Below are 19,900 nucleotides of genomic sequence, written 5' to 3'. Positions count from 1 at the left end.
TAGGTGAAGCTATAAAAGCTCTTTCGTTGAGCGGCCCGCGCAGGTGAACATGACAGCATAGACCAACTGCGTCTTAAGGCAGTTTAGAATCTTTGCGCCCTGTGCACCTGCACGGGGCGTTTTTATGTTTGAGCGGCCGGCATATCCACAAAGGAAGGAGTGCCATGGCGAATGCTGAAAAAACTGCAGCCGTGGAAGAGCTGACGGAGCTTTTCCGCAACTCATCTGCAGCAGTTGTCACAGAATACCGTGGTCTCACCGTGCAGGAGATTACGGCACTGCGCCGTGCTCTGGGTGAGAACGCTACTTACGCCGTGGCGAAGAACACGCTGACTGCCATTGCGGCAGAACAGGCCGGAGTGACTGCCCTTGAAGGCAAACTCAGCGGCCCTACCGCAATTGCATTCGTCTCGGGTGAAACCGTAGATGTTGCAAAAGTCATTCGTGATTTCGCCAAAGACCACGACAAACTGGTCATCAAGGGCGGCTACATGGATGGCCAGCCTCTTGAAGAATCCGATGTTAGACAGCTTGCAAATCTCGAATCTCGCGAGGTTCTGTTGTCGATGATGGCTGGTGCAATGAAGGGCTCCCTGTCCAAGGCTGCCGCTACATTCCAGGCCCCACTATCGAAAGCTGTTCGCCTCGCAGAAGCGCTGCGCGAAAAGCAAGAACAAGCCGCCTAATCTTAGGCACCTCCGGTGCCGCTGCAAACCTCCCAAGACTTATATTCAAAAGGAGCCAATATCATGGCAAAACTGTCCACCGAAGAACTGTTGGATGCTTTCAAAGAGCTGTCCCTGCTTGAACTGTCCGAATTCATCAAGGCTTTTGAAGAAGAATTCGACGTAACCGCTGCTGCCCCAGTCGCAATGGCTGCTGCTCCAGCAGGTGGCGGCGATGACGCCGGTGCTGCTGAAGAACAGACCGAATTCGACGTCGTTCTCGAATCTGCTGGCGATGCCAAGATTGGTGTCATTAAAGAAGTACGCGCTCTGACCTCGCTGGGTCTGAAAGACGCTAAAGACCTCGTTGACGCTGCTCCAAAGGCCGTCCTCGAAGGCGTCGACAAAGCTGCTGCAGACGCTGCCAAGGAAGCTCTGGAAGGCGCAGGCGCTACCGTAACTGTGAAGTAAGCTTCAGAGTCACGGATGATCAGCTTTCTGCTGATCTAGTCTCAACCTCACCCCGCTGCACATGCAGCGGGGTGAGGTATTTAAAGGTAAAACCTACTCACCTATGTCGACCTAACTTGCGCGTTACTTCCACGATTATTTGGAGTTACCAAAAGGACACCTATTATTCACTGGATAAAATCTGGCTCACTGTAGGCCGGTATTATCGGCCACGTACATCCGAAAGACAGCTGTATAGCAAACGGGGATTGACAATGAAGTGGGCCTTTGTTCGACATGGACGCACAGAGTGGAGCCGAAAACGACTGGTGCAAGGACGAGCAGATAACCCGTTGAATGCTGAAGGATATTTTGAATCAACTAAAGCTGCCCAATGCCTACAGCGCATGGGCCACTGGCACGCTATATATTCCTCGCCACTGATGCGATCGGTCCAAACAGCTCAACGGATAGCCGAGATTGTTGGTATTGCTCAGGTGCACAAGGTAGATGCACTCATTGAACGCGATTTTGGTCCTGCCGAAGGCATCCATTTAGGGGACTTTGACGAAGAGACGCGCAATGAACTCATGTGCGCTGAAGAATCTGATCAGGCAGTGAAGACCCGGGCACTTGACGCTTTTCGTTACATTGCGCAACAACACCGTGCACACAACGTCATCCTGGTTGGCCACGGCACGTTATTTCAACTGGCATTATCCGCAGTACTGGGGTACGAGCATCCACCGATCCTCAATGGGGATGTTCTAGAATTTCCCGCGGAACGCTTTCTCCATCTTTAACACTTTTTGTGCGCCATGCCAACGACACCTGACGGTGATTCCAAGACCTAAAGCCATGCACCGCAACAGTGACTGTTAGCCGCCTATTGCACTCATGGTTCGTTCGGGTTGCACGAAGCCTGGCATACCTAAGCCGGTTTTCGTTTGGCCGTGTGCTTTAGGTTTATGCCACATTGCTTCCCGCCATGCATCGGCGATGACTTCGTTGGAAGAACCATCACGAAGAAGTCCTAAGAGATCCGTTTCTGTATGCGAAAACAGGCATGAACGGACTTTGCCATCTGCAGTAATTCGGGTTCGCGTACAATCCGCGCAGAAGGGTTCCGTCACCGAAGCAATAATACCTACGGTGCCCAGGACTTCGCCTGACGCTTGTGAGATGACGTCAAAGAGTTCCGCAGGTGCCGAACCGCGAGGTGACCTGTGTGGCGTCAACGTATAGACCTGCGAGATCTGTTGTCGAATTTCGGCTGCGGTCACCATATTGTCTCGGGTCCAGTTATGATCGGCATCCAATGGCATCTGTTCAATAAAGCGTAATTGGTATCCGTGCTTGATCGTCCACGTGAGCAGCTCAGCAGCCTGCTCATCATTAATCCCCCGCAACAACACCGCGTTAATTTTGATGGGATCCAACCCAGCGGCCTTCGCGGAGTGTAACCCTTCAAGTACTTTCGTGAGCCGATCGCGTCGGGTAATTTTTGCAAAAGTATCAGGACACACGGTGTCTAAGGACACATTGATGCGAGACAGCCCGGCAGAAACGAGATCGTCGATTTTCTTTTCGAGGTTGATACCGTTAGTGGTCATCGCCAGCTCAACCTGTGGGTGTGCACTGTGTACAGCAGTAATGATATCAACCAGATCCGCTCTGACCATTGGCTCGCCACCGGTAAAACGTATTCGCTCAACACCAAGCCGACCAATGGCGATATCAGCCAATCGAATCACTTCATCCGCCGTCAGCATGTCATTCTTTTTGAGCCAGTCTAGACCCTCAGCAGGCATACAATACCGACACCGTAGATTGCATTTGTCGATAAGCGACATGCGAAGATCAGTAGCAGTACGACCAAATTGGTCTATCAAACCAGTCAAGAAGTGCTCCTTTACCGTCACAACAGCTAAAGCGTTGTTGAGGTTGGTAGGGCGAGGATGGTTGTTTCATCTTATAGTTAGTCTAGACCCTGTCAATAGGCGATGAAAGGTAGTCATGGACCACCAGCTCAGTCACGTACGTTCTGATGGATCAGCCCACATGGTCGACGTTACCGGAAAAGAGACAACGGCTCGACTATCCCGGGCACAAGCTGTGGTGCACACAAGAAGTGATGTCATCGACTTAATCATGGATGCCGACTTGCCTAAAGGAGACGCGCTACCGGTGGCTCGGGTTGCAGGCATTATGGCTGCCAAGAAGACTTGGGAGACTATCCCATTGTGCCATCCCATCCCACTGGGGAAAATTACTGTTGATTTTGAACCGGACGCTGAAGCAGGCACCCTACGGGTTATCACGTTGGTGAAAACTAAAGGTGTGACCGGCGTGGAGATGGAAGCGTTGTCGGCGGTGTCGACGGCAGCGTTGACAGTGTATGACATGATTAAGGCTGTGGATGCCCGGGCGGTTATCACCGATATTAAAGTCTTAGAAAAATCCGGTGGAAAATCCGGAGACTGGACTATTTCTGAGCCGGGAGATGACTCATGACGATGTCAACGGAAACCTACGCTGATACCCTGGCACGCTTATTGCTCGACACTGTTGGGGAATTACCGGCAATATCGTTACCGCTTCGCGAGGCGATAGGACGGCGGCTTGCCGCTGATTTATTGACCAAACAGCCATCTCCACAATTCGATAATTCGCAGATGGACGGCTATGGGATCGGTTATGCCAACGTAGCAGGCGGCCGCTTCCGGGTTGGACCGGATGTCCCAGCTGGGACCGATCCAACAGATATCTATCACTACGGCGTCAATGGGTATGGCCATGACACCGCTGTGCCGATCATGACGGGCGCAAAAATACCTGAAGATGTTGTTGCGATCATACCGGTCGAACAGGCTGATCCACCGCACTTCGTAGACACTGGTGAGTACGTCTATCTACCTTCGGTCGAGGTTGGTGCTTTTATCCGGAAAACCGGTAGTGATATGCCTGCTGGAACGTTACTAGCCCGAGAAAACACACTCGTGGATGCCGCGCTTGTTGCCGCTGCGGCATCACAAGGAATCGCAGAGCTCACCGTTAAAGCTCGTCCAAAGGTTGCCGTTGTCGCTGGTGGTGACGAAGTAGTTGCTGGTAGAACCCCCAGACAAGCACAAATCTTTGATGCCAATACCCCGCTTATGCAAGGCTTTGGGACAACACATGGCATGGAAATCGTTGCTACCGGATCTACAACAGATGAACTCCGCGATTTCCAATCAGAAATCGATCGGCTGATTCGTGATCATGGGCCGGACATCATCATCACCTCCGGTGGTATCTCCGAAGGAAAATATGAGGTCGTGCGTCAGCTGCTTGATCGTTTGGAAATATCTTGGGTCGGCAAAATTCAGCAACAACCCGGTGGCCCACAGGGGTATGGGGTCTATAATCGAACCCCAATCATTGCCCTGCCAGGTAATCCTATTTCGACTCTGGTTTCACTGCGCATGCTGGTTGTTCCTGCGCTGTGGAAAGCCTTTCGATCCTGTTGGTCACCTATTGCTGTGCAGACCAAGATCAACAGCACGGTGACTGGTATTCGTGGCAAGACCCAATATCGCCGTGGCACCGTAGGACTTCAAGGTGCAGATCTTGTGGCACAAATACAGGGTGAAGCCAGCTCTCATCTATTGGCTCAAGCAGTCGGTTCAAATGCACTATTAGAAATCCCGCCCCTGTCTAGATTTAAACCTGGCCAAACCGTTACTGCACATCTGTTTGCCGATGTAACCTTCGACCTCGCCGTGAAACCTTTGCCACATATGAAATCTCCCCCCGTAGTTGATCGCAGTTCTACGGGTGACGGCCAAGGCAAAACTGCTCAAGTGATCACCGCTTCCACTCGAGCGGCGGCCGGAACGTATGAGGATGAAGCAGGTCCTCAGCTGGTCCAATGGCTACGTTCTAAAGGCTATGTCACACCAAATGCAGTGGTAGTCGCTGACCAAGACCTGGCCCACACCATGACACAGCTGATGGCTAAGGACCAAGAATCGTTGCCCGATCTGCTCATTACCAGCGGCGGCACGGGAATTTCTCCAACAGACCAAACCGTAGATGTCATTAGCGAGATCTTGGATGTTCAACTGCCACATGTGATGACGGCAATCCTGCTTGAAGGTCTGCAGCATACGCCTCACGCTGCACTTTCCCGTGGGGTCGCCGGGATAGTAGGCCACACATTTGTTGCGACTTTACCTGGCTCATTGGGTGGAGTCCGAGATGGGATGACGGTATTAGATGACATCGTTGACCACATCGTCGAACAGATCCGAGGTCAAGACCATCAGCGATGAAAAACTCACTTCGGAACCCCACTGATGAGGCGTTATCCTGTCATGCTTCAACTTCATGTTGTCGGTGTTATTGGCATGTAGCTAGGCACTGACTGGCCTGCGCAACGCATGCAGCGTTACAAGGCTGCTCGGGTACTTTTCGCATCGGTACGATTATCGCTACCGGTGTAAGCGGTATAAAATTGGCGCCCCACAGGTGGGAAGGTTTGTCATAGTATGGCTGCGCACTTCATAGGCGGGGCAGGCAAAGCTGGGCTCATGTGATTGAAAAACGCGTGCTGCTTGCATTTGCCAAGAAGGACATCGCATCCTAAAATCGTCGTCCTATCAGCAGGATGATGCAGCCACCGGGAGTTTGTAGGACAATATTGCGACCCGAGACACGTCCGAAAGGTAAATTCTAACTAACTCGGAGGTGCCTACTGGACAAAATGGGTCAAGTCAAGATATGCTGATTCTTTGCGTATCCCTGTCTTCAGGTCGTTTTGGTGTTCCCGGCTGAACGTCGGATTCACCATCTCCACAGGATCATACACAAGAGCGGGTTGACCTTCATATAGCGGTGGGTCCCGTGTCTTTGTCCCGTGGCGTACTTGATTAGATGCTTGGGCACTACGCGTTTATAGATACTTGGAAGGTCTGTGAAAGGATCGCTGTTGGTCGCTTCTAGCACCTCTGATAACACAACCGCTACAAACTATCGACACGGCGCTTCAGCCGGTCGTATTTCTTTTGCAAAGATTGATGAACCACTTGATGTGCCCAATCTTCTTGCGCTGCAGACGGAATCTTTTGACCGTCTAGTTGGCAATGAGCGTTGGGCTGCCCAGGTCGCACGTGCACAAGAAATCGGCGATGATTCGGTAGTTACAACTTCAGGTTTTGGAGAGATTTTTGACGAAATCTCACCGATTGAAGATTACCAGGGCACGATGTCTCTGTCGTTCTCCGACCCAGAGTTCTCGGACCCGAAGATGGACGCGGAAGAAGCCAAAGAACGTGACGCTTCTTACGCGGCTCCCCTGTATGTTAAAGCCGAGTTCATGAACTACAACACCGGCGAAATTAAACAGCAGACCGTCTTTATGGGCGACTTCCCGTTAATGACTGATGAAGGCACCTTCATTATCAATGGGACCGAGCGCGTCGTCGTCTCCCAGCTGGTCCGTTCCCCGGGCGCCTACTTTGAGCGCACTCCAGATAAGACCACTGACAAAGATATTTACACTGCCCGGATCATTCCATCACGCGGTGCTTGGTTCGAGCTGGAAATTGACCGCCGTGATCAGGTTTCAGTTCGTTTAGACCGTCGTCGTAAACAACCTGTCACCGTGCTGCTGAAGGCTCTGGGTTGGACTGAAGCTCGCATTCGCGAAGAGTTCGGTCACTACGATTCCATAATGTTAACCCTGGAAAAAGACGGTATTGCCGACCAGGCTGAAGCGCTGAAAGATATTTACCGTAAACTGCGTCCGGGTGAACCAGTTTCGGTAGATTCTGCCCAGAACCTGCTGGCAAACCTGTATTTCACCGAACGTCGCTACGATCTAGCCAAGGTTGGCCGGTATAAGCTCAACCGTAAACTCGGTGTCGATGCTCCGCTGAGCGATCCGGCTTCCTTGGTTCTGACCGAAGAAGACGTTACCCAGATGGTGCACTTCATTGCGGCACTGCACAACGGTGACTCCAAGATCAAGGGCACCCGGAAAGGCCAAGAAGTTGATATTCCGGTAGAAGTCGATGACATTGACCACTTCGGTAACCGTCGTATCCGTGCGGTTGGTGAGCTGATCGAAAACCAGATCCGTACCGGTTTGTCCCGTATGGAACGCGTGGTTCGCGAACGCATGACCACCCAGGACGTCGAGGCCATTACCCCGCAGACCCTGATCAACATCCGTCCGGTCGTTGCAGCCATTCGTGAGTTCTTCGGAACATCACAGCTGTCGCAGTTCATGGACCAGGGCAACCCGCTAGCTGGTCTGACCCACAAACGCCGCCTATCCGCACTGGGCCCAGGCGGCTTATCGCGTGACCGCGCCGGTATGGAAGTCCGTGACGTTCACCCATCCCACTACGGCCGTATGTGCCCAATTGAAACCCCAGAAGGCCCAAATATTGGGCTCATCGGTTCCATGGCAACGTACGGGCGCATCAACGCGTTCGGGTTCATCGAGACCCCGTACCGTAAGGTTATTGACGGTCGCGTCACCGATACCGTTGAATACCTGACAGCTGATGACGAACTGCATGTCCAGATTGCCCAGGCCAATGCTGTACTGAACGACGACGGCACCTTCGCCGAAGAATTCGTCCTGTCCCGTCAGCGCGGTGGTGACGGCGAGCCGATCCTTGCCGACCCGTCCGATATTGACTACATGGACGTTTCCCCACACCAAATGGTATCTGCGGCAACCGCATTGATCCCATTCCTGGAACACGATGATGCCAACCGCGCGCTCATGGGAGCCAACATGCAGCGACAGGCTGTGCCGTTGGTTCAGTCGGAAGCTCCACTGGTTGGGACCGGTATGGAAAAGCCGATTGCTATTGACGCTGGTGACTCCATCATCGCGCAGAAACCCGGTGTCGTTACCGAGGTAGCCGCCGACATGGTCACCGTTATGGAAGATGAGGGCACTACCCGTCACTACCCGGTTTCAAAATTCGAACGTTCCAACTCGGGCAACGCCTACAACCAGGTCGTCCGCGTATCCGAAGGGGCGCGAGTTGAATACGGTTCGGTGCTGGCCGATGGTCCGTCGACCGATAACGGTGAACTCGCACTTGGAAAGAACCTCCTGGTGGCCTTCATGCCATGGGAAGGTCTGAACTTCGAAGACGCGATTATCGTTTCCCAGCGCATGGTCTCCGATGACGTCTTGACCTCAATTCACATCGAAGAATACGAAGTCGATGCTCGTGACACCAAACTTGGTGCCGAAGAAATCACCCGCGACATTCCAAACGTCTCGGAAGAAGTTCTGGCCCAGCTTGACGAACGCGGCATCATCCACATCGGTGCTGAGGTTGAATCCGGTGACATCCTCGTTGGTCGTGTGACCCCGAAGGGTGAAACCGAACTTACCCCAGAAGAACGTCTGCTGCGTGCCATCTTCGGTGAAAAATCCAAAGAAGTCCGTGATACCTCGCTGAAGGTCCCACACGGTGAATCCGGTACCGTTATTGGTGTTCGTATCTTCGACCGTGACGAAGACGACGATCTGCCCGCCGGTGTTAACCAGCTGGTACGCGTCTACGTTGCCCAGAAACGTAAGATTACCGACGGTGACAAAATGGCCGGCCGTCACGGGAACAAAGGTGTTATCGCCAAGATCCTGCCGGTTGAAGACATGCCATTCCTCGCCGACGGCACCCCGGTCGATATGATCCTGAACCCACTGGGTGTACCAGGACGTATGAACCTGGGCCAGGTTATGGAACTTCACCTCGGCTGGGCTGCTGCCAACGGTTGGAAGATCGAAGGCGAACCAGACTTCCTCAAAAAGCTGCCGAACCTGCCGCGCGAAACCGGCCCGGTCAACGTCGCTACTCCAGTCTTCGACGGAGCCGAAGCCGAAGAAGTCACCGGGCTGCTTGGTCATGTCAATCCAACCCGCGACGGAGAACGCCTGATGGGCACCGACGGTAAAGCCCAGCTATTTGACGGGCGTTCTGGCGAACCCTTCCCAGAACACGTCTCGGTTGGCTACATGTACATGCTGAAACTGCACCACTTGGTTGACGATAAGATTCACGCTCGTTCAACAGGACCGTACTCGATGATTACCCAGCAGCCGCTGGGTGGTAAAGCACAGTTCGGTGGTCAGCGCTTTGGTGAAATGGAAGTGTGGGCACTGGAAGCCTACGGCGCCGCATATACCCTGCAGGAACTCCTAACCCATAAATCTGACGACGTCCACGGCCGTGTGAAGGTCTACGAGGCCATCGTTAAGGGTGAGAACATTCCAGAACCAGGCGTTCCAGAATCCTTCAAAGTCCTGATCAAAGAAATGCAGTCCCTGTGCCTGAATGTGGAAGTCCTTTCCGCAGACGGCCAGAATATCGAAATGCGTGACTCGGATGAAGATTCATTCCGTGCTGCTGAAGAACTAGGCATCGACCTCTCCCGTGCTGAACCCAGCTCGGTAGAAGAAGTCTAAGTTCACAACACAAATCAGTCTTTCATCCATTTTAGAACCAGGAGTTCATAGGACAATGTCCCCAGAAAACTCATTCGGCCTCATGCGCATCGGACTGGCCACCGCAGACCAAATCCGCGAGTGGTCCTACGGTGAGGTCAAGAAGCCTGAAACCATTAACTACCGAACACTCAAGCCAGAAAAAGACGGCCTGTTTTGTGAACGTATTTTCGGTCCAACCCGCGACTGGGAATGCTACTGCGGTAAATACAAACGAGTCCGCTACAAAGGCATCATTTGTGAACGCTGTGGTGTAGAAGTCACCCGTTCCAAAGTTCGTCGTGACCGCATGGGCCACATCGAACTAGCTGCACCAGTCACGCACATCTGGTACTTCAAAGGCGTGCCATCGCGCCTTGGCTACCTGCTTGACCTGGCACCAAAAGATCTTGAAAAGATCATCTACTTTGCTGCCTACATGATCACCAGCGTTGACGAAGAAGCACGCCACGCCGATCTGCCAAACCTGCAAGCCGAGTACGATCAGGAAGTCAATTTCCTGAAGAAACAACTCGACTCCGATATTGCCGCCATCTCGCGCGAACTCGAAGAAGAACTCGCCGAACTGGAACAGGCCGGTGCTAAAACTGCAGAACGTGAAAAAGCCAAATCCCTGGCCGAAAAGACCATGGCTCAGGTTCGCAAACGCGCCGAAGCAGAAATCGCACAGCTAGAAGAGGTCTGGGAGCGTTTCAAAAACCTCAAGGTCGGCGACCTGGAAGGCGACGAACAGATCTTCCGCTCGCTGCGCGATAAATACGGCGAATACTTCGAAGGCTCCATGGGTGCAGAAGCCATCCAACGTCGTCTTCGAAATTTCGACCTGGAAGGTGAATCTGAAAAACTTCACGAAATCATCCAGACCGGCAAGGGCCAGCGTAAAACCCGTGCGCTGAAGCGCCTGAAAGTGGTCAACGCATTTTTGACCACCGACAATAAGCCAGAAGGCATGGTGCTAGACGCCGTCCCGATTATTCCACCTGAACTGCGCCCAATGGTGCAGCTTGACGGCGGCCGCTTTGCGACCTCTGACCTCAACGACCTCTACCGTCGTGTGATCAACCGCAACTCGCGTCTGAAACGCCTGCTTGAACTGGGTGCGCCAGAGATCATCGTCAACAACGAAAAGCGCATGCTGCAGGAATCCGTCGACTCGCTGTTCGACAACGGCCGTCGCGGACGTGCCGTCACCGGACCGGGCAACCGTCCGCTGAAGTCGCTATCCGACATGCTCAAGGGTAAACAGGGACGTTTCCGTCAAAACCTGCTCGGTAAGCGCGTCGACTACTCCGGCCGCTCGGTCATCGTGGTCGGACCCCAGCTGGAACTGCACCAAGCCGGTCTGCCAAAACAAATGGCGCTGGAACTATTCAAACCATTCGTGATGAAACGACTGGTTGACCTGAACCACGCCCAGAACATCAAATCGGCCAAACGCATGGTCGAACGTACCCGCCCACAGGTTTGGGATGTGTTAGAAGAAGTCATTACCGAACACCCGGTACTGCTCAACCGCGCACCCACCCTGCACCGCCTGGGTATTCAGGCCTTTGAACCACAGCTGGTTGAAGGTAAAGCCATTCAGCTGCACCCACTGGTCTGTGCCGCATTCAACGCAGACTTCGACGGCGACCAGATGGCAGTCCACCTGCCACTGAGCCCCGAAGCACAAGCTGAAGCCCGTCTGTTAATGCTGTCGTCCAACAACATCCTGAAACCATCCGATGGTCGCGCAGTTGCTGTGCCATCTCAGGATATGATCATCGGTCTGAACCACCTGACCGATGTTCGCGACGACGTCGTTGGCATTGGCAACACCTACTCCTCGCTCGGTGAAGCCATCATGGGTATGGACGCCGGTAAGGTTCACCTCAATGCAACCGTCACCATCGGTGTGGACGACTTTGTACCATCCGAGGTACAACCAGCTCCAGAAGGCTGGGAACCAGGTCAACGTGTGAACCTAAAAACCACCATTGGTCGCGTATTATTCAACCAGCTGCTGCCAGCCGACTACCCGTGGGTAGAAGTAGTTGCGACTAAGGGAACCCTCGGCGAACTGGTCAACGATCTAGCTGAACGTTACCCGTTAGTTGATACCGCTCGAGCGTTGGACAACCTCAAAGACGCGGGCTTCTACTGGGGCACCTGGTCGGGTGTGACCGTTGCGATCTCCGATATCACTTCAGACTTCGACAAAGCATCGATTATGGAGGGATACGAAGAACAGGCGATCAAGGTTCAGACCCAGTACGAAACCGGTCTGATCTCAGACGACGAACGTCGTGCTGAACTGATCGATATCTGGAATAACGCCACAGACGAAGTTGCTGCAGCAATGCGGTCCGGAATGGGCAAACAAAACGCCATCAACCGCATGGTCACCTCGGGTGCTCGCGGTAACTGGTTGCAGGTGCGCCAGATTGCCGGTATCCGCGGTCTAGTAGCAAACCCGAAGGGTGAGATTATTCCTCGTCCGATCAAGTCCTCCTACCGTGAGGGCCTTTCGGTTCTGGAATACTTCTCCGCTACGCACGGTGCCCGTAAAGGTCTAGCAGACACCGCGTTGAAGACCGCGAACTCGGGTTATCTGACCCGTCGTCTGGTCGACGTTTCGCAAGATGTCATTGTGCGTGAAGAAGACTGTGGTACTCGCCGTGGTCTCAACACGACCATTGCTATCCCGGATGACAACGGTGAACTCGTCTTCGTGGAAGATATCGAGTCCTCAGCCTACTCACGAGTTCTAGCCACCGATGCCAAAGACGCTGACGGCAACGTCATCGTTGAAGCCGGCCAGGACATTGGTAGCACCAAGCTTGACCTGCTGCTTGCATCCGGTGTCACTGAGATCCGTATCCGTTCGGTGCTGACCTGCGAATCCGCTGTTGGAACCTGTGCCAAGTGCTACGGTCGTTCGATGGCTACCGGTAAAGTCGTTGACATCGGTGAAGCAGTCGGTATTATCGCCGCTCAGTCGATTGGTGAACCAGGTACTCAGCTAACTATGCGTACTTTCCACACCGGTGGTGTCGCATCGGCTGACGATATTACCCAGGGTCTGCCACGTATTCAGGAGCTCTTCGAAGCCCGCACGCCAAAGGGTGTTGCCCCGATCTCCGAGGTCGCCGGTCGCGTGACCATCGAAGAAGACGACAAACAAGTGCGTCTGGTGCTCACCCCGGATGACGGTTCTGAAGAAATGGCCTACCCGGTCCTGCGTCGTTCACGCCTGCTCGTCGAAGACGGCCAGCACGTTGCGGTTGGTACCCAGCTGGTTGCTGGTGCGATCGATCCGAAACAAGTCCTGCGCGTTCTTGGTCCACGTGCCGCCCAGAAATTCCTGGTCGATGAGGTCCAAGAGGTCTACCAGTCCCAGGGTGTTGGCATCCACGACAAGCACGTGGAAGTCATCGTCCGTCAGATGCTGCGTCGAATCACCATCATTGACTCCGGAGAAACCGACCTGCTCCCAGGTGAACTTGCTGACCGCGCCGACTTCGTGGCAGCCAACCGTGCTGCCGTTGCGGAAGGCAAACGCCCAGCAGTTGGTCGTGACGAGCTGATGGGTATCACCAAGGCCTCGTTGGCAACCGACTCGTGGCTATCGGCCGCATCCTTCCAGGAGACAACCCGTGTTCTGACACAGGCCGCTATGGAAGGTAAAGCAGACCCACTGCTTGGTCTGAAAGAAAACGTCATCATTGGTAAGCTCATCCCGGCCGGAACCGGCCTGGACCGCTACACCAACGTTGCGGTTGAACCAACCGATGAAGCTAAGGCCAATATGTTCACCGGTGCAGCAGCATTCCCGGATTTTGATTACCCGGGTATGGACACCGAAATCGGTGGCGACTTCCACGCGATCCCGCTGGAAGACTACGGTATGGGTGGCGACTTCCGCTAACGCCGTAGGCCACTAAAAATCGGCCCGAAACACACAGAGAGCCAGTGCAATGATTTGCACTGGCTCTCTGTGGCTTCACCGTAAAAGAAAAATACTACTGCTAACGATGATCGGGAAGTCAGACGGGACGAACCCTAGCCTCTGCGAGCAAGGTACCGGTTGAACGCTCGAGCCAGAACCTTGTTGATGGGGTAATCCCATTCGCCCATGGTCTCGACAACGTCTGCACCCATCGTCGTTTTGAATCGCGTAAGGCCCGCAAGCTGATGCTCCTTATTGAGGGTGGGGGAGACCCCGCCGAGGTCATACCAGCGTGCGCCAGCTTCCAGACTGAGCTTGATCTGTTCCAATTGCAGAGCACGCGGGGCATAGCGCTTGGACTCGGCACGAGTCGAAGCACCGTAGACGTACCATCCAGTATCTTGCTGCTGAACATAAATAGCTGAAGCAAGCAGTTGGTTCTCGTAATGGGCAAACAACACTTTGCACTGTGCAATCTCGGAGGAATTCAGTGCATTGAACATCGCCTCAAAATAACTCTGCGGACGACCAATGAAACCATCGCGTTCAGCGGTTTCTTCATATAAGGTCTGCCACTGACTGATCTCAGAAACATCGCCAACGGAAATCTGCAAATCTGAGCGCATCGACTTTCGTGTCTGACGACGCGAAGTACTATCCATACGAGCCAACACGCCATCGACGGCTTGCACAAATTCAGGTGACTCACGATCCGCTCGCTGCGCGGCGGTGAGCTCAGGAAGCGGAATACGCGCCTGAAATTGTGCCTGACCCGGACCAAAATCCTCGGTCAGCCCAGGTTTTTCCCACCCTAAGCGCACCAAAGAATCTTCAAGTGACCACGCTGTGGGATCAGACTCGACAGGATGAAGATCCGGGATCATATCGTGGTCATTGGCCGATAGGGTACGACGAACTGTCTCTGCATCCCAACGGCGCAAAATAAATGGCAGCCCCATCCGGATCAAAAACGCGCCCTGACCCCGCAAATACGGCACTAACGGATTTACCAGCGAATCTAACGAAACATTCTCGGGATCAAAAATCGGCCCCTCGGCCAGATACGCTAAATTGCGGCCCCGAAGCCCAGGCAACGGGATCGGCCGGTATAACACCAGGCTGGTGGCAACCAACTCGTCATTATCCCACCATCCCAACGATTGACCACGCCAAGCCGCTTTGGTATGGGGCCAATAGGGGTTCTGAAGAAAGGAAGCTCGCGGCTGCTCAGCGAGAAACCTTTGATGCTGTTCAGCGGAAATCTCTTGGATATTCAGGGTCTTATGTTGTGTCACGTCTCCAGCGTACCCCAGCTGTTGATCGTTCCCCGAGATAGAGCGAGCCGGATCACTGCTGACAGTTGCTAGACTCGTCCACTATGAGCTCACAGATCCCCGCTTCGCAATCCTTTGTCCCGGTCATTACCGGGGGAGACCTCGGCGCGTACACACTGGCCCGCGAATTCCACGAAGCATACGGGGTGGTATCAGCAATCGTCCCAACAGCAGAAAACCTGATTGTTGGGGGCAGCAAAATCACTCAGCTCTATCCCGCAGGGACCATGTTCGATCCAGAACATGTAGTTCAACACCTGGCTAGCGTTGCTCAACGACTACGGCGCGACGACGCTCGCCCTCTGCTATTGGTAGCAGGTTACGACCATCTGGTTCGTATCATGATCAACCACGCTGAAGAACTTCGGGCGATGGGATATGTATTTCCTGACCTCACTGCAGCTCAACTTGACCAGGCCTCATTGAAAGATAATTTCTACGCCCTGTGTGACGAGCTGGGGATCAAATATCCCCAGACGGCATCCATCGACTGCTCGCAAGGCCCTGGCACCATTGATACTTTCCTGGACACAGTCGCTGAGATGGGGTTGAAATACCCCAACATTTTGAAAGCTGGTGACGGCGCAGCCTGGGCGAATACCCGCTTTCCGGGTCGACGAAAAGTACACTTCTTACAAGAACCAAGGCAACTAAAAGCTGTCATCACTCAAGCTATACACGCCGGCTATGTTGGTTCCCTTATCATTCAGCAATTCATTCCTGGCCCGGATTCCAACCTGCGAATTCTCTCGCAATTCCGCGATCGAACCGGCGCCAACGCACTGACCGGACTTGCTGAAGTCATCGTCGAAGATCACGCAGCAGGACTTGAGGGCAACTCACGGGCTGTAGTGGCAGCCACTGATGCGCCCATAGAAAAACAAGGCGCACGACTCATGGATGCACTGGACTGGCACGGCTTTGGCATGTTTGACATTAAGATCCATCAGACGACTGGTGAACCATATTTCTTGGAGATGAATCCACGTTTGGGCCGCCATCATTATTACCTGACCGTGGCCGGGGCAAACCCCGCAACGTACCTCTACCGGGAGTTCATTGCCATGAGAGCTCACGGTCAACCTGTGACAACCACGGGGCCTGCTGCTTCACTGACTATTCCGCTAAGACTTGCCAAACAGTACGCAACACCAGCACAACAGCAACAACTTGATGCCGCTAAGCGTGCCGGCCGTATGGGCTGGCCGTTGCAATACAGTAACGACCGGAATCTGAAGCGCGACCTGTACCAGCGCTATCGGCTGAATAAGGCCGCAGGCGAAGTGGCCCACATACCAGGCACGATGAACGCCTAAATACCGGGTCTTTCCGTACAGGACCGACTGTAGCCCAAAGCCACAATCAACCGCTGGTAGCAAACAAACATCTCTGTCAGAGGATGCGCATGAGCCAGACGGTCTGGAGGTGGCACGTACCACTGAGGAATACTGACCACCTGTCCCGTTCAATCCGTAAATAGCTTGCCGACAGGGGATAACAGGAACCCAACGTGATGCATACCCCAATCAATGTGCAAATTGTTGCAATGTGACCGAACCTGGTACACTGTAAACGATTGTTTCAAAGTGGCAGTAGGACTCTGTCCGGGTTGCGGGGAACTTGCGCGACAAATGCCACCTTTTTGCACGTCTAAAGTCGAATAGTCTACGACGTCGAAAAACGACCAAGCTTTCTTTCGATTCGATGCGCTGCATACCGCCTCGAACCGTTCGAAAGAAGATAAATCATACGGAGAATATTTTGCCAACAATTCAGCAGCTGGTCCGCAAGGGCCGCACACCAAAAGCAAAGCGTGTTGGTGCGCCTGCGCTTGACGCACGCCCAATGCGCCGTGGTGTGTGCACCCGTGTGTACACCACCACCCCTAAGAAACCGAACTCCGCGCTGCGTAAAGTCGCACGTGTCCGACTGGCCGGCGGAATCGAAGTTACCGCCTACATTCCAGGTGAAGGCCACAACCTCCAGGAGCACTCCATCGTGCTCGTTCGTGGCGGTGGCGTGAAAGACCTTCCAGGTGTCCGTTACAAGATTGTCCGCGGTGCTCTGGACACTCAGGGTGTCAAAGATCGCCGCCAAGCTCGTAGCCGTTACGGCGCTAAGAAGGAGAAGTAAACCATGCCACGTAAAGGTCCTGCGCCAAAGCGCCCACTGGTAGTTGACCCTGTTTACAGTTCATCTCTGGTCACCCAGCTTATTAACAAAGTATTGGTCGATGGTAAAAGATCGACTGCAGAACGCATCGTCTACGGCGCCCTTGATGGGACGCGCGAAAAAGGCGGCGACGATCCAGTAGCAACGCTCAAAAAAGCTTTGGATAACGTTCGTCCTGCATTGGAAGTCCGCTCACGTCGTGTTGGTGGTGCCACCTACCAGGTACCTGTTGAGGTCAAGCCTGGGCGCGCTACTGCTCTTGCACTTCGCTGGTTGGTTACCTTCTCCAAGGCACGCCGCGAAAAATCCATGACTGAGCGTTTGACCAACGAAATTCTGGATGCTTCCAACGGACTGGGTGCAGCTGTAAAGCGTCGTGAGGACGTGCACAAGATGGCTGAAGCTAATAAGGCGTTTGCCCACTACCGCTGGTAACTCAAACACCAACTCAGTACTTATTCCGAGCCGTTGCCTCAACCAGGAGTCTGTGGCTCACGGAACCAGGCAACAACCAAGGGAGAACCTGTGGCACAACAAGAAGTGCTTACCGACCTCACAAAAGTTCGTAACATCGGCATCATGGCACACATCGACGCCGGTAAAACCACCACGACCGAGCGTATCCTCTTCTACACCGGTGTAAGCCACAAACTGGGCGAAACCCACGACGGCGCTTCAACCACCGACTGGATGGAGCAGGAAAAAGAACGTGGCATTACCATTACCTCCGCAGCTGTCACCAGCTTCTGGCACGGTAACCAGATTAACGTCATCGACACCCCAGGACACGTTGACTTCACAGTTGAAGTTGAACGTTCGTTGCGTGTCCTCGACGGCGCGGTAGCCGTGTTCGATGCTAAAGAAGGCGTTGAACCACAGTCCGAGACCGTATGGCGTCAGGCTGATAAATACGGTGTACCCCGTATCTGTTTCGTCAACAAGATGGACAAACTCGGTGCTGATTTTTACAACACCATTGAAACCATCAAATCCCGCCTGGGTGCTAAACCACTGGTTATGCAGCTGCCAATTGGTTCTGAAAGCGACTTCATTGGTGTTGTCGACCTCGTGACCATGAAGGCTTTCGTATGGCCAGAGGATGCCAAAGGTGACACGGCCCTTGGTGCTAACTACGAAATTCAGGACATTCCAGCAGAACTGCAGGAACGAGCGGAAGAGTACCGCGCCGAACTCGTTGAATCGGTGGCTGAATCATCGGAAGAACTGATGATGAAGTACCTCGACGAGGGCGAGCTGACCAACGAAGAAATCAAAGCCGGTGTGCGTGCACTGACCATTGCTGACGACGCATACCCAGTATTCTGTGGTTCTGCATTCAAGAACCGTGGTGTTCAGCCAATCATCGACGCTGTTGTTGACTACCTGCCATCCCCACTGGACGTCGAATCCGTCAAGGGCACTTCCATTAAGGATCCAGAAGAAGAACTGACCCGCAAGCCAAGCTTGCAGGAACCATTCTCCGCATTGGCCTTCAAGATTGCGGCTCACCCGTTCTTTGGTACCTTGACCTACATTCGTGTGTACTCAGGAAAAATCTCAGCAGGCGATACCGTTCTCAACGCTACCAAGCAGAAACAAGAACGCATCTCCCGTCTGTTCCAGATGCACGCCAATAAGGAAAACCCTGTGGACGAAGCACAGGCCGGCCACATCTACGCCGTCGTGGGTCTCAAAGACACCACCACCGGTGACAGCCTGTCTGCTAAAGAAGCTCCGATCATTCTGGAATCCATGGAATTCCCAGAACCAGTGATTTCGGTCGCTATTGAGCCAAACTCTAAGGGTGACCAGGAAAAACTGTCGACTGCTATTCAGCGACTGTCTGCAGAAGATCCGACGTTCACCGTTTCTCAGAACGAAGAAACTGGCCAGACCGAAATTGGCGGTATGGGCGAACTGCACCTTGACGTGCTGGTCGACCGTATGAAGCGCGAATTCAAGGTTGAGGCTACCGTTGGTAAACCACAGGTCTCCTACCGTGAAACCATTCGCCAGAAGGTTGAATCGGTTGACTACACCCACAAGAAGCAGACCGGTGGTTCCGGTCAGTTCGCTAAGGTTGTCGTCACCTTTGAACCTCTGGTATCCGAAGAAGGCGAAGTCTACGAATTCAAGAACGCTGTCACCGGTGGACGCATTCCTCGCGAATACATCCCATCAGTTGACCAGGGTATTCAAGAAGCCATGCAGTTCGGTGTTCTTGCTGGCTACCCAATGGTTGGTGTCAAAGCAACTCTTGAAGACGGCGCCTACCACGACGTTGACTCCTCGGAAATGGCATTCAAACTGGCCGGCTCCCAGGTCTTCAAAGAAGGTATCAAACGCGCAAAACCGGTTCTGCTTGAACCGATTATGTCCGTAGAAGTCCGTACCCCAGAAGAATACATGGGCGACGTCATTGGTGACTTGAACTCCCGCCGCGGTACCATCGAATCGATGGAAGATGCTGCAGGTGTCAAAGTCGTCAAGGCTAAAGTTCCACTGTCTGAAATGTTCGGTTACATCGGTGACCTGCGCTCCCGTACTCAGGGTCGCGCTGTATACACCATGACCTTCAACTCGTACGGTGAAGTACCTTCTGCTGTCTCTGAAGAAATTATTCAGAAACACTCCGGCCAATAATTTAGACTTATTAGCCGGCTAGATTTATGGTGGTGGGCTCGGCCCCGCCAAGCCCACCACCAGCCAAACGATGTGTCACCCCGAACATAACGTTTGGTAAAGGACTAGGGTCCGGTCCGCGCAGGCGGCCGAGGTTGTTTAGCAATCCACGGACCGGTCCTAACACCCGGGGAAACTAGTAATAACAACATCT

Annotated in this window: 13 protein-coding genes; 11 read left to right on the top strand and 2 right to left on the bottom strand. The window is 53.5% G+C overall.

Annotated elements, in window-relative coordinates; genetic code table 11:
* The first annotated feature begins 164 nt into the window (after window positions 1-164).
* The 3 genes from rplJ to K8V32_RS07865 all read left to right on the top strand — a co-directional run bounded on the left by rplJ (window position 165) and on the right by K8V32_RS07865 (window position 1,918).
* Entirely contained in the window at window positions 165-686 is a 522-nt protein-coding gene (rplJ, locus tag K8V32_RS07875) for a 50S ribosomal protein L10 (protein WP_303905470.1), read from the top strand.
* A gap of 63 nt (window positions 687-749) precedes the next feature.
* Complete coding sequence (rplL, locus tag K8V32_RS07870; protein WP_303905467.1) at window positions 750-1,136, top strand: 50S ribosomal protein L7/L12; 387 nt, start codon at window positions 750-752, stop codon at window positions 1,134-1,136.
* A gap of 254 nt (window positions 1,137-1,390) precedes the next feature.
* Window positions 1,391-1,918: a histidine phosphatase family protein gene (locus K8V32_RS07865; RefSeq protein ID WP_303905465.1), complete on the top strand. Its 528-nt coding sequence runs from the start codon at window positions 1,391-1,393 to the stop codon at window positions 1,916-1,918.
* A 75-nt stretch (window positions 1,919-1,993) separates the two neighbouring features.
* On the opposite strand, the gene moaA is transcribed toward K8V32_RS07865, so the two are convergent.
* Window positions 1,994-3,016, bottom strand: coding sequence for a GTP 3',8-cyclase MoaA (gene moaA / locus K8V32_RS07860; RefSeq protein WP_303905462.1), 1,023 nt, complete (start codon window positions 3,014-3,016; stop codon window positions 1,994-1,996).
* Window positions 3,017-3,131: 115 nt separating this feature from the next.
* Here moaA and moaC point away from each other — a divergent pair, with 115 nt between their 5' ends.
* From moaC to K8V32_RS07840, 4 genes are all read left to right on the top strand, one after another.
* Window positions 3,132-3,629 carry a cyclic pyranopterin monophosphate synthase MoaC gene (moaC, locus tag K8V32_RS07855; protein ID WP_303905459.1) on the top strand — a complete coding sequence of 166 codons (498 nt, stop codon included), beginning with the start codon at window positions 3,132-3,134 and terminating at the stop codon, window positions 3,627-3,629.
* Window positions 3,626-5,428, top strand: a complete 1,803-nt coding sequence (locus K8V32_RS07850; RefSeq protein WP_303905456.1) for a molybdopterin-binding protein — start codon at window positions 3,626-3,628, stop codon at window positions 5,426-5,428. The genes moaC and K8V32_RS07850 overlap by 4 nt, the downstream gene beginning before the upstream one ends.
* 656 nt (window positions 5,429-6,084) lie before the next feature.
* Window positions 6,085-9,591: a DNA-directed RNA polymerase subunit beta gene (gene rpoB / locus K8V32_RS07845; protein ID WP_303905453.1), complete on the top strand. Its 3,507-nt coding sequence runs from the start codon at window positions 6,085-6,087 to the stop codon at window positions 9,589-9,591.
* A gap of 55 nt (window positions 9,592-9,646) precedes the next feature.
* Window positions 9,647-13,537: a DNA-directed RNA polymerase subunit beta' gene (locus tag K8V32_RS07840; protein WP_303905449.1), complete on the top strand. Its 3,891-nt coding sequence runs from the start codon at window positions 9,647-9,649 to the stop codon at window positions 13,535-13,537.
* Between the two features lie 134 nt (window positions 13,538-13,671).
* Here K8V32_RS07840 and K8V32_RS07835 read toward each other — a convergent pair whose 3' ends face one another.
* Window positions 13,672-14,853, bottom strand: a complete 1,182-nt coding sequence (locus K8V32_RS07835) for a lipid II:glycine glycyltransferase FemX (RefSeq protein ID WP_303905447.1) — start codon at window positions 14,851-14,853, stop codon at window positions 13,672-13,674.
* An 83-nt stretch (window positions 14,854-14,936) separates the two neighbouring features.
* On the opposite strand from K8V32_RS07835, the gene K8V32_RS07830 reads away from it, so the two are divergent.
* The 4 genes from K8V32_RS07830 (at window position 14,937) to fusA (ending at window position 19,707) form a co-directional block, all read left to right on the top strand.
* A complete protein-coding gene (locus tag K8V32_RS07830; RefSeq protein ID WP_303905444.1) occupies window positions 14,937-16,208 on the top strand; it encodes a carboxylate--amine ligase in 1,272 nt (423 codons plus the stop codon).
* 445 nt (window positions 16,209-16,653) lie between these two features.
* Window positions 16,654-17,025, top strand: a complete 372-nt coding sequence (rpsL, locus tag K8V32_RS07825; protein ID WP_043058749.1) for a 30S ribosomal protein S12 — start codon at window positions 16,654-16,656, stop codon at window positions 17,023-17,025.
* Window positions 17,026-17,028: 3 nt separating this feature from the next.
* Window positions 17,029-17,499 carry a 30S ribosomal protein S7 gene (gene rpsG / locus K8V32_RS07820; RefSeq protein WP_303905440.1) on the top strand — a complete coding sequence of 157 codons (471 nt, stop codon included), beginning with the start codon at window positions 17,029-17,031 and terminating at the stop codon, window positions 17,497-17,499.
* A 144-nt stretch (window positions 17,500-17,643) separates the two neighbouring features.
* Complete coding sequence (gene fusA, locus K8V32_RS07815) at window positions 17,644-19,707, top strand: elongation factor G (protein ID WP_524536713.1); 2,064 nt, start codon at window positions 17,644-17,646, stop codon at window positions 19,705-19,707.
* The last annotated feature ends 193 nt before the right edge of the window (window positions 19,708-19,900 follow it).

Origin of the sequence: Enteractinococcus helveticum (assembly GCF_020742345.1) — a bacterium.
Taxonomy (GTDB): domain Bacteria; phylum Actinomycetota; class Actinomycetes; order Actinomycetales; family Micrococcaceae; genus Yaniella; species Yaniella helvetica_A.
The sequence above is the reverse complement of the archived record's forward strand: the minus strand, read 5'-3'. Positions and strand labels throughout refer to the sequence as shown.